The sequence below is a fragment of the Spirosoma sordidisoli genome (assembly GCF_004138325.1).
Classification (GTDB): Bacteria; Bacteroidota; Bacteroidia; order Cytophagales; family Spirosomataceae; genus Spirosoma; species Spirosoma sordidisoli.
The window spans coordinates 962,717-975,215 of record NZ_SBLB01000001.1 but is presented as its reverse complement, the minus strand read 5'-3'; the positions used below and the strand labels follow the sequence as shown (position 1 = coordinate 975,215).

Annotated in this window: 7 protein-coding genes; 4 read left to right on the top strand and 3 right to left on the bottom strand. The window is 54.8% G+C overall.

Annotated elements, in window-relative coordinates:
* Nucleotides 1–65: 65 nt before the first annotated feature.
* The 3 genes from EQG79_RS04220 to EQG79_RS04210 all read right to left on the bottom strand — a co-directional run bounded on the left by EQG79_RS04220 (nt 66) and on the right by EQG79_RS04210 (nt 4,798).
* On the bottom strand, nt 66–578 hold the full coding sequence (locus EQG79_RS04220; RefSeq protein ID WP_129600153.1) for a DUF2306 domain-containing protein: 513 nt from the start codon (nt 576–578) through the stop codon (nt 66–68).
* Between the two features lie 114 nt (nt 579–692).
* Nucleotides 693–3,404 (bottom strand): M4 family metallopeptidase, encoded by a 2,712-nt coding sequence (locus tag EQG79_RS04215; RefSeq protein WP_129600150.1) that lies wholly within the window; start codon nt 3,402–3,404, stop codon nt 693–695.
* 59 nt (nt 3,405–3,463) lie between these two features.
* A complete protein-coding gene (locus tag EQG79_RS04210) occupies nt 3,464–4,798 on the bottom strand; it encodes an OmpA family protein (protein ID WP_129600148.1) in 1,335 nt (444 codons plus the stop codon).
* Between the two features lie 253 nt (nt 4,799–5,051).
* On the opposite strand from EQG79_RS04210, the gene EQG79_RS04205 reads away from it, so the two are divergent.
* From EQG79_RS04205 to EQG79_RS04190, 4 genes are all read left to right on the top strand, one after another.
* A complete protein-coding gene (locus tag EQG79_RS04205) occupies nt 5,052–7,064 on the top strand; it encodes a histidine kinase (protein ID WP_236648533.1) in 2,013 nt (670 codons plus the stop codon).
* Nucleotides 7,061–7,819 carry a LytR/AlgR family response regulator transcription factor gene (locus EQG79_RS04200; protein WP_129600146.1) on the top strand — a complete coding sequence of 253 codons (759 nt, stop codon included), beginning with the start codon at nt 7,061–7,063 and terminating at the stop codon, nt 7,817–7,819. The genes EQG79_RS04205 and EQG79_RS04200 overlap by 4 nt, the downstream gene beginning before the upstream one ends.
* A gap of 240 nt (nt 7,820–8,059) precedes the next feature.
* Nucleotides 8,060–10,459, top strand: a complete 2,400-nt coding sequence (locus EQG79_RS04195; protein ID WP_129600144.1) for a glycosyltransferase family 4 protein — start codon at nt 8,060–8,062, stop codon at nt 10,457–10,459.
* Between the two features lie 106 nt (nt 10,460–10,565).
* A complete protein-coding gene (locus EQG79_RS04190; RefSeq protein ID WP_077919014.1) occupies nt 10,566–12,074 on the top strand; it encodes a glycoside hydrolase family 130 protein in 1,509 nt (502 codons plus the stop codon).
* Nucleotides 12,075–12,499: the final 425 nt, after the last annotated feature.

Genomic DNA, 12,499 nt, shown 5'->3' with positions numbered 1-12,499 from the left:
TTGAGGTTTGACGCAGCAGGCACGTCGAACTTCTCACGCCGAACGCCAAACAATGAAGCCGCAAGTTAAGGAAAAAGGGTGGGCTTGCTGATGGGTGCTGCGGGTCGACCGGTCAGAAACCGATCTTTATGCCGCCGGATCAGGATACTGCCGGTAAGGGTCGTGGCCAGGGTTGCCAACATCACCACCGGCCAGAACTGCGCCATCGGAAACAGCCGCACCAGCGTTTCGGCCCAGAACGCGGCATAGAGCCCTACTACCGACCAGTTCATGAAAAAGTAGTGATACGACAGCCAGTCCGTAAACCGGCGCCGGAACAGGATCGGAATCATACCGCCCAGTATCGTAACGAAACTAAAGATAGCGGCCACATGGAAAGGGCCAAACTTGCCGAACAGTCGGTAAATCAGGAAGGCTGTCAGGTTAACGAGCAGCATACTGACTACGTATACGTACCCGATTCGTTTATGGCTTACCGTCGCTTTGGGGGTGAGGATGACAAGAGCACCGGTGATCATGGCCAGTATAGCGGCTGTCAGGTGGAGGAGGCCGATAGGGGAGTGGACGAGGTTGTTCATGGTGGCTACTGGTTTATGATCACAAACCTAGCCGTTCCCGCCGGGCTGAACTACCAATTTCAGACCAACCCGGCCTGATCACGGACGAATGCCGGTCAGCTGCCGATGAAGCAGCTATTGAAAAACGGGTGCAGTTGAAAAGAGAGCATCAAAATTAACAGGTACGTGCTCGCGGATGTTTTTGATCTTGAACATACCCAGATAATCCAGCGGAAAACCACGCAGCCAGTGGTCGAGGCCGTTACGCATTTGGGTAACGGGTGAGTAAGGGATCATGATCATCAGGTCAGACATCCGCAGCGGAATCCGGGTGGTTGACCACCAGTAAATCCCGTTCTGCATCACGTATTTGCTGGCTTCGTATTTGTTCTCGTATTTCTGGTAGGCTTTGATATGCTGCTTGTCGAAGTTGCGCCGAACCTGGCGGGTTTCCCAGAACGTCATGGCCGAAACTGGTACTTCGCCCTGCTGGAGCGTGTCGAGCGTTTTCTGGGCTTTGGCGCGGCCCTGCTTCAGGTCGCGCAGAAACTTTTCCATCACGGGAATACCCTTGTCGAGGGTGGCCCGGCGTTCGGGCGAGGTGCCGAGGGTATTGCGTTCGGTACGGGCTTTTTCAAGTTCGGCGCTCATTGCCACTTCCAAAGCGGGGAGGGTTTCTTCAACTGCCTGCTTCACCACAGGAGTGATGGATTTGGGAAGTTCAGTTACGTTCACCCCGTCGGTATTTTGTACAACGGCGGTCATGGTAGGGCTGCTTCGGCGGGCAAATGATTTCAGGATGCCGTCGGGAGTGCGGGTAACAGCAACGGCGCTATCGCCCCTGAAATAAAACCGGGTAACTTGCTGCTCAGTACCATTACTGGCTACCATGTCGAAGCTCCAGCCTGAGCAGGGAACCGGCGGGTCATCGAGAACGCCTACAGCATACCACGCCTGTTTGATGGTGTGGGTTCGTTTGCTGCATTCACCGTATTGCCCTTCGGCAGTAGCAATGGTTTCCCGGCAGAAATCGTCATATCCCGATGTGGGCCCCAACTTAGGTAATGTAGTCAGTACCAGTTTGGTGAGCTCATGGATGGGGATGGTCGTTTGAATATCGTAGGAATGCTTGAGGTCGTTCTGGCCTTTGCCCCCGTTGACGAGCAGGTAAAACCAGCGGTTGCCAATGCCTGCGTTGATGTGAACACCGCCCTCATCGACTTTCAGATTGCCGGGGTTGGCCCAGAAGGTTTCGCCGTAGGTATCGGGGTGTTTGAGGGTTTTTGGATCAGACATACTGCGCAGACCGTTGGGTACTACTTCATCCAGAATAACCCAGTTACCGCCCATTACCTGCTGCTCAATGGCGCGGCCCAGCATATCGGCAATACTCTCGTGTAACGCCCCCGGTTCGCCCCTCGCTACAAAATCAGTGTAGTGATCCGACACACCATGGGTAAACTCATGACCTGCTACCAGCAGCGTCAGCAGCGGTTTGCCTTCATACATACCGAAATAAAACTGCTTCGTACTGGGTGAATAGGATGCATTGACCCGGTCGAAGGCTGTGGCCCTGATCGTGGTGCCGGCATCGTCGAAGCTGTTGATTCCCATTGTCTTGAAATAGGTGGCCGCCCGCCGAAGCCCGTAGAGGGCATCGAAATCACCCCGTACCCGTAATTTGGCATCGGTCAGGCTCGTATCCGTATGTTGAGCACTGGTTTCGTTTTCCGGCGACAGAACCACCACTGCTGGGGTTTCGGAGCTGTCGGCCAGGTAAAAGCTAGGTTTATTATTGTAATAAACGGGTTCGAGGGTTACCGCTTTCCGACCGCTGTGGAACGTACTGACCATCCGCCGAACTGCCTTTCTGGGTGCCGGGGGCGTGCAGTCGAACAGCCGATTCTCGGAGGCTACCACGCGCCCGGTCTGGGCATCGAGATACCAGCGAACCACCTGGCCGGGCGTCGTTACCGTAAATGGTCGGGTAAGTACCGTTTGTTTGGCGGTTGGTTCCAGATTTGTGGGAACCCACATCGGCGCTTCGGCCTGAGCGTAGGCTGGTGGGCGTTGGCTGGGGAGAGGGTCCGTCAGCAGGGGCAGGGTGGGTTGTTGGGTAGCCCGACGGAGTGCGAGCAGTAAGGTTTGGGTCGTGGCGGGGCCGGGATCCGGCGCAGTAAGCGCAAACAAGGTGCCGCTGGCCCGGTTCACGTAACCCGTGTTGTCGAGGGTGATGCTGTAGCGGGCCAGTCGGACAACGTACGATTTGTGCAGCTGCTCGTACTGAAGTACCGGTGTCTGTTTGGTGCCAAACCTGCCTTTTTCGCGCAGCGTTACCCCGTATTGCTGGTGCATGAAGGCCACCCATTTTTCCGGCGTCAGTTTGGCTTCAGCATACACCCGAAAAGCCCTTGGTATGTGACTGTACCGGCCTTCCTGCTCATCGTAAATGACCGGAACCGGATGAGTCAGTCGATTTTTCAGCGCGCCTACGGAATTGACTCCCGCTTTGTCAGGCGTATCGGTAGGGGCGGGTTCCGAATCGGCTTGGGTGTTCTGCCGGGCCGCTTCCTGTCGGTTAGCCCGTAGTTGACGGAGGGCGTCGGTTTTGGCTGATTCAAGTGCCTTTATCTGGGCAGGTGTGGTCCCACTCTTTCTGGCTTCCTGAATCTGTTCGTCGAACAGGCGGGCCATGTGGCCGGGGGCGAGTGCTTTGGTAAGTTCGGCTTGTGCCTCGCGGCTTAGGTGTTCCAGTTCAGCCTGCTGAGCCGGCGACAGCTGTTGCGACCAGCTGGCGCCCGTCGCCGATAGACAGAAAAATAGTATGAACAACGATTTGATGGTCATAGCTTTAGTTCCTGGCGTGTGGCTTGTCTATCTGATAAGCTGGTTGGCCTGGCTTTTTGTTACAGTTTCAGGAATTCGACGCGCCGGTTGTTGGCTTTGCCTTCGGGCGTGGTGTTAGGGCCAACGGGCTGGCTTTCGCCTTTCCCATCGGTATCCAGGCGATTAACGTCAACGCCAAACTCAGTGGCCAGTGCCGTTTTCACCGAAGTCGCCCGTCGTTTTGATAGGGCGAGATTGCTGGCGTCGTTGCCATCTGAATCTGTATGGCCAACTATTTTGACGCGTATACCGGCATTCTCTTTCAGCACCTGCCCGATTTCTTTCAATACACCATACGACTCCGGGCGGATCTTGTCGGAGTTCACATCGAACAGAATACCCGTTGTGCTGAATTTGCCTTCCGTAATTAGTTTTGAGCGTGTATCGGGAGCACCCACGGCAACGCGCAGATTGCCGATATACCAGGCCTGGTTTTCAGTCGTAAAGAAATTGCGTTCCAGTACGAGCCGGTACGTTACGGTCGGATCGAAGGCGCGTGGAATATCCCAGATTTTAACTTCGTTCAGGTAGACCCGAAGCCGGGTTTTCTGCCGCCAGACCGATAATCGGGCGGCTGGCTTTTCGCCACTGAGCCACTCTTTCTCGTAGTTTTCGTTGGTTACCCGAATCGTTTCGTCAGCATCCCAGGCTGTAACGCTGGTATACCCACCACCCGGGTGAATATTGAGCTGTACGGTATTTTTTCGGTCTGCCGTAAGCAGATTTTTAGCCGCTTTCCCATCAACGAAGTTCAGCGCCGTGCCCAGGAAGTTGTTATCTAACCCGGGGGTGATGACCATGTCCATTTCCAGCGTAAAGTTTTCGGGTAAAGCCGCGAGAAATTCGGGGTAGAGGAGGCCGTTCTGGGTAACCGCCAGCCACTTTTCTGACCGCCCGTCCAGGGTCACTACTTCACCGCTGGCGTTGGTATTCCATTTAGCGGGGTAATCGCCAACCGCATCCTGACCGAAATCCTCCAGGGCCACTACTTTCTCGCCGGGAACAAAGTCGAACCGGCTGTAAGCTTTTAACGAGCGGGGGGTACCCGTATCTGCCGCTTCGCCCATCGGTGTGTCGGCGGGCTGCTGATTGGCGGGTCCACCGGGCGTTTGTTGAGAGGTGTCATCGGCGGGTTGCTGTCCGCTGGCTTTCTTTTCCTTTTTTTTGAAGATGTTGCCAATGCCCTGCTCTACTTTGTCGAGCCCCCGGTTTATGCCCTGATCTACCCTGCTATTGACCCGATATTCTACATTGCGTTCTACCGTTTGTTTCGGATCTGATACGCGCACCTGAGCTTTGGTTACCGCAGTAGCCACCAGTAAACAAGCCAGGGTTGGTAAAGCGATGTAATTCATACACGGAGTGGTTGATTGCTGCTTTGTGAACGTTTGCGAAAGGTCCGCAGGAGTACCCAGAACCGGACCGGGTAATTCACCAGTCTGGACTTTGGGTTTGTCAGCATCTTATATGAGTGAATACACGAACCAGGAGCGCGTATGGGTCGAAACGCTTGGCTGATAAACTGAAACGCACTGTCTGTTAGCCTGGCTTTACGCAGTCGGGTGCTTTTCGTACTATTGTTACACGGGACTTTGTCGTTGAAAACCTATGGTTCGCTGGCTACTGTTTTTAGGTATGATGCTGTCTGGCCGGTTGTGGGCGGCCGGCTACCCTGATACCATCCGGTTAAGCCAGCTGGACCGCGGGCCAGTTTATCTGCGCGACCGGTGTGTACTGAGCCGTACAGACCGGCAGGCAAGCTGGCTTTCGATGTTTCGGCAGACGGGAGGAGAGCGAGTGTCCTCAAACCTGCCCACTAATGGTCAGCAGGTCTACTGGCTTCGGCTGCTGGTACGGAACGATGCCGATACAAGCCGGACGGTTTATACCTACGCAGCTACCAGTCAGACGGTCGTCTGTTATCGGCTTCTGCCCGACTCGGGACGTCTGATCGATTCGCTGCGGTGCGGCACGATGGTTCCGCGCCGGGACTGGGCTACTCCCGACGATGATCAGTACCTACCCCTCCGGTTCGGGCCCCGTCAGACCACGGTTGTCCTGATCCGCGTCGCTAACCGCCCGGGCCTGCTACCGGCGCTGACCCATTCGGAACTGCCCCGCCCCTCGCTGGGATTGCGGTTCGAATCCGAATCACTTCATTTCCGACAGGCCCTGTTTCAGTACAGGCGCAACCTGCCCGAACTGCAGTACCGGTCCTGGGTGCAGGGAGGGCTGTTGTTTTTCCTGTTGTTTGTGGTGCTGATCTACCTCTATTACCGTCGGCCGCTATACGGCTATTACGCGCTGTACGTGCTGGCGGGCTGTTTGTACGCTTTACTGAAGACCCGAACGTATACACCCATTGGTCAGGTTTTTGCTACCATGCCTCTGCTTCGCTACCATGCGATGGAAAGTATCGTCTGGGCTGGCTGGGGCGCGTATATGTATTTTCTGGTCGAGCTGCTTGACCTGACGCGGACGCATCCGGCAGCGGCCCGCCAACTGCGGCAGTGGGGGCGGTTTGCCATTGCCTACAGCCTGCTGGCGGGAGGGTTGCTGCTATTGACCAACGACGGTGGCCTTTATCAGCTGAGCTACTGGTTTTGCCGGTTGGTGTTTGTGCCGGTACATGTGGCGGTGCTGGTCTGGATGCTCTGGCGGGTGCCCTCCGTACTGACGCGCTATGTGGTGGTGGGTAATGTTCTGCTTACGGTCATCGGCGTACTGGCTTCCCTGCGGGCAGGAGAGATCATTCTGGTGGGTGAGTCGTTGCCGGGCTATGTAGATAATCTGTTGATGTTACCCCTGGGAGTGCTGCTCGAAATCATCGTCTTTGCCCTGGCGCTGGCCCATCGGATCCGAATCATCGACCGCGAACGGCAGGCCAGTCAGGCGGCTTACATCGATGAAATTGAGCAGCGAACAGCCTATGAAAAACGACTGGCTGAAGTAGAAATGCTGGCTCTGCGCAGCCAGATGAACCCCCACTTTCTCTTCAACAGCCTGAACACCATCGAGTATTTCGTGCTGAAAGGGGACGAAGCCAATGCCACCCGTTATCTGTCTAACTTCTCGCGGTTGCTGCGCCTGATTCTCAATCATTCCAACGAAGATACCGTCCGGCTGACCGAAGAGGTAAGCGGACTACAGCTGTATCTTGAACTGGAAAGCAGTCGATTCGATGAAAATTTTCAGTATGTAATCGACATTGACCCGGCTATTGATCAGGATGCGGTGGTCATTCCCCCCTTGTTACTGCAGCCTTTTGTTGAAAACGCAATCTGGCATGGCCTGCAGCACAGTCATCGACCCGACAAATGTGTGTGGCTGCGGGTGCTGATGCTCGACGAAGAAACCATTCAGTTCGAGATAGAAGACAACGGAATCGGGCGCGAGCAGGCGGCCCGGCTGAAAAGCCGCTCGGCCACGCGACAGAAATCACTCGGGATGGCTATCACTCAACAGCGGATCGACCTGTTCAACCGGAATTACCCTTCGCAGCTCAACGTACAGCTGATCGACCTGGCCGATGCCGGTCGCTGCGGTACGCTGGTCCGAATTACTTACCAGCTTCGGCTGACCAGCCCATCTCGGCCACAAACCAGTCACAACCAGTTATGAAAGCGATCCTGATCGACGACGAAAAGCACGCTACCGAGTTGCTCGACATGAAGCTACGCAAGCTCGATATGAACGTACAGGTAATGGCTAAGTTCAATCAGCCCGAAGCGGCCCTTGAGTTTATTCGGCATACGGCCTTCGATGTGCTGTTCCTGGATATTGAAATGCCGCGCATGAACGGCTTCAGTCTGCTTGAGGAAGTCGGTGATTTTCATTTCGATGTAATTTTTACGACGGCCTACGACCAGTATGCTATTCGGGCCTTTCGGTTCAGCGCCCTGAATTACCTGCTCAAACCCATCCAGGAAAACGAACTACGCGAAGCCATCGGACTTTGGCAGCAGCGAAAAGTAAGGCAGTTGCAGCAAACGCAGTATCAGCTGTTTCAGGAACACTACCAGACGCCAGCCAGCCCGGGCCGGACCCGGGTGGCGCTGCCAACGCAGGAAGGCCATGAGATCATCGACGTGAGCGATATTGTTCGCTGTACGGCCGATGCCAGCTATACGCATTTCTTTCTGCAGGATAACTCCAGCCTGCTCATTTGCCGAACGCTGAAAGAGGTAGGTCAGGCGCTGGAGCCCTGTGGCTTTGTTCGGGTACATCACTCGCACCTAATCAACCCGGCTTACCTGCGCAAGATTGTTCGGCAGGAGGGAGGGTATCTGCTCATGGCCGACGGAGCCCAGGTGCCGGTCAATAAGCCAAAACGGGATTATCTACTTGAGCTACTCGGCAGCATTGAGCGCCGATGATGAATAATTCATTTGTTACCGTTTTGGGAAATATTGTAAAACCAATAATAAATACGGTAAATTGTATAGTATGTAAAATAATATTTGTTTCTGATGCGCCATGGCCAAGGTATGATGCAAATATGTTTTGTTTTTCAAAACAAAACACTGGCTCAAACGATTATTACTATAGTTATATAGATTCAGTAGTATTATCAGGCATGTCGCGGCTCTTTAGCGCGGCAAAACCTTTCAATAATTATGACGACTCCTACCAATCGCGTTTCGCCTGAGCAGGGCGGAACAGCCACAGCGGCATGGCCACACAATCCGAAAAACGTGGCTTTTGTTGGTGATTACCTGCCCCGTCAGTGTGGCATTGCCACATTCACGTCGGACCTGTATACGTCATATGCCCGATTCATTCCAGATGCCCGCCCTATCGTTGTATCCGTAAACGACACACCCGATGGATATGACTACCCAACGGAGGTTCGTTACGACTTTTACCAGCATGATAAAGAAGCGTATCGGCGGGCGGCCGAGTTTCTTAATGCCAAAGATGTGGATGTAGTCTGTCTGCAGCACGAATACGGCATTTTTGGCGGACCAGCCGGCAGTTACATCCTGACGATGCTCCGGAATCTGTCGATGCCCGTCGTTACGACCTTCCATACCATCCTGAAAAATCCGAACGAAGACCAGCTGCTGGTGCTGAAAAGCATCGCCGATCTGTCGGCCCGGGTGGTCTGTATGTCGGAGAAAGGCCGTGATTTCCTGATCAATATTTACGAAATACCCGAAGAGAAAATCGATCTGATTCCGCACGGTATTCCGGATATGCCGTTTGTCGATCCGCACTTCTATAAAGACAAGTTCGGCATGGAAGGCAAGCAAACCCTGCTTACGTTTGGTCTGCTGTCGCCCAACAAAGGCATCGAAAACGTGATCCGGGCGTTGCCGCGTATAGTGGAGCAGGTTCCGAACGCGGTTTATATGGTGTTGGGGGCTACTCACCCGCACCTGATCAAACACGAAGGCGAAGCATACCGCGACAGCCTGAAAAAACTGGCCGAAGATCTGGGTGTTCGTGACAACGTGCGGTTCTACAACCAGTTTGTTGAACTCGACGATCTGCTTGAGTACATCGGCTCGGCGGATATTTACATTACGCCCTACCTGAACCCGGCTCAGATTACCTCGGGTACGTTATCCTACGCATTTGGCTGCGGCAAAGCGGTGGTGTCGACGCCCTACTGGCATGCTGAAGAACTGCTGGCCGACGGCCGGGGTGTGCTGGTGCCGTTTGGCGATCACGATGCCATTGCCGATCAGATCATCAACCTGCTCACCGACGAGCCCATGCGGCACGCCATGCGGAAGCGGGGCTACCTGATGGGGCGCGAAATGATCTGGGAGCGGTCTATCCAGGCCTATGCCAACTCGTTTGCGCAGGCACGTCAGGAACGCATGAGTACCATTGGCCGACTGGCGCCGTATATGGGGAGCGCCGGTGGGTTCGTACTGCCCGCTATCCGGCTCGACCATCTGTACCGCCTGACCGACTCGACCGGTATCGTGCAGCACGCGCGGTATCACCTGCCGTTCTACGAAGAAGGCTACTGCACCGACGATAACGCCCGGGCGCTGATTCTGGCCATGACCCTGCGCGATGCGGGGCTGAGCGAACAGAAACTCGACAAAGCCGCCGACGACTACTGCGCGTTTCTGAACTATGCCTACACCGACGAACACCGCCGGTTCCGTAATTTCATGAGCTACGACCGGCGCTGGCTCGAAGACGTCGGGTCGGACGACAGCACGGGCCGGGCCGTCTGGGCGCTGGGCACCTGCCTGGGCCGCGACGCCAATAAAAACACGGTAACCTGGGCCATTAACCTGATCGAGAAAGTCCTGCCCAGTATTGTTCATATGCCATCGCCCCGGGCGTGGGCGTTTTCGCTGCTGGGTATTTACGAGTACCAGAAGAAATTCGGCGACGATCGGCTGGCCAAAACCATTCAGCAGCAACTGCTGGGCAAGCTGATGGAGTTATACAACGCTACCGCAACGGAAGACTGGCCCTGGTTCGAAAACGTACTCTCGTACGACAATGCGGTGCTGGCACACGTGCTGCTCCGCTCGGGCGATGAGAAGCTGGTTCAGATCGGGTTGAACTCGCTGCGGTGGCTGATCGAGCTGCAAACGGCCGGACCCCGTACGGCCGACTTCGGCAACCAGGCACCGGGTATATCGACCCGTACCAACCCGGCCTGGGGTAACTTCCAGCCCATCGGATCGAACGGGTTCTACGTGAAAGGACAACCCCGCGCTTACTTCGACCAGCAGCCGCTCGAAGCGCAGAGTACGGTATCGGCCTGCCTGGCGGCTTATGCCGTTACCGGCGACGAAGACTGGCACCGTACCGCCCTCCGGGTGTTCAAGTGGTTTACCGGCCACAACGATCTGGGCCTGCCTTTGTACGACGCGCAGACGGGTGGTTGCCGCGACGGCCTGCATATCGACCGGGTCAACCAGAACCAGGGTGCCGAAAGTACGCTGTCGTATCTGCTGGCGCTGGCCGAGCTGCATAGCGTTCAGAAGCAACGTTCCGAAGCAAAATCGGTGAACCTGGCCGTTTCTGCGCTGGTGAATGGGTAATAACTTTAGTAGTTTTCAGTTTTCTGTATACGGTTTTGGGTGATGACTGGCCAAATCGGACGAAATTTGCCGGAAACCGTATACGGACACTGAAAACTTTTCATAAATGAGCATAAAAGCAACCCGAACGGGTATTGTTCTCCGGCCGGACCCAACGCGTGTTTTGTTTCGTCCCTTTGAGCTGGGAAGCGCTACCCGCACGTTAAAGATCATTGCCCGCGTTGGCTCCATGACCGACGACGAAGTGGATCAGAAGCTCGACGAAGTTATTCGGGAGTTTGGCGGTCGACACTATAAGCTGGAACGGTTTTTACTACAGCGGTTTGAGCAGATCCGGCCCCAGCTCCTGACCGACGAGCCCCTGACGCAGGAGCGCAAACTGCTACTGGGTGCGTATTTCACCATGGAGTATTCGCTGGAGTCGGCTGCGCTGTTCAACCCCTCCATGATCTGGCACCCCGACCAGACCAACGTACCACCCGGCTATAAACGGTTTATCCTGAGCCTGCGGGCTACCGGCGAGGGCCACGTTTCCTCGATCTCGTTCCGGATGGGGTACATCGACGAAGAAAGCAATATTGTGCTGCGGAAACCATCCCGCTACGTAACCGCCCCCGATATCCTGTCTACCCAGCGGTTCAACCGGACGCAGTTTGAGCGTAAACTCTACGAACTGCGGCTCGAAAACAGCATTCAGGAAAAGATGATGATCGGCCTGGGCGAGGAGTTCAGCCTGACCGAACTCGACGCCCAGATCAAGCGCATCCTGGCGCAGTACCGCTACAACGCCGAATACGAGACCATTGCGAGCAGTTTGCTGGCCCTGGCCAAGTCGAACTACGAAATCGATTTCGACGACGACCAGAGCCTCGATGAGCGCTGTATTTTTCCATCGTCGCCCAACGAAACCAACGGTATCGAAGACGCGCGCTTCGTGCAGTTTACCGACGATAACGGGGAGGTGACCTACTATGCTACCTACACGGCTTACAACGGCCGGGTTACGTTTCCGCAGCTGCTGGAAACCAAAGATTTTTCGCACTTCAGCGTCAGTACCCTCAACGGAGCCGAGGTATCAAACAAGGGTATGGCTCTGTTTCCCCGTAAAATTGACGGGCGGTATGTGATGATCTCGCGGCAGGATGGCGAGAACATCTACCTGATGTACTCGGACGACCTGTATTTCTGGCAAACCAAAGAACTCATCCTGAAACCAACCTACCATTGGGAGTACGTGCAGCTGGGTAACTGCGGCTCGCCCATCGAAACCGAAGCGGGCTGGCTGGTACTGAGTCATGGCGTGGGTCCGATGCGTAAATACGCCATAGGCGCTTTTCTGCTCGATCTGAATGATCCCAGCAAAGTAATCGGGCGAACAACCGAGCCCATCCTGAGTCCCGACGAAAACGAACGCGAAGGGTACGTACCCAACGTGGTATACAGTTGCGGGGGCGTTATCAACGGCGATAAGCTGATTATTCCGTATGCGATGGCCGACTACGCCAGCAGTTTTGCCATGGTCAGCGTCAGTGAGCTTCTGGCCGAACTGACCGGCCAGGCCAGCCCCGCCAGAAGCACGACGGCCACCTCGGCCAGTCAGGAAGAAGTAGCCTGAACCCCGGGTCGTCGACTCCGGCCAGTATAACGAACACCAGCCAGTACGCTGGTAAAAACCTGCCTCACGGCAGGTTTTTTTTGTTGGTGCCCCGACAGCAGTCGTAACCGGGGCGGCTGAATATCCGAGAAAAGACGCTGGAGGTAGTGTACTGACTATCTGCATAGTTACTTTCAGTTTACTCAGTGTAGGGCGCCTAAAGTACTTAAGTAAATATGACTAATCTAATATTTTGCCACTTTCCCGTAGGATAGAAAAAGTTGATTTTTCGGTGCGTTTCGTGCGGTAGTACAAACAGTTTATCCGCTAGTGGACCAGGTGTGAGAGCAGAATAGAATTATGATTTCTTAACAAAAAAACGTTGGTTTTGAGGCAGTTATAATTTGATATTATGAATATTCGCCCGGATGGTACTTTAATATTCT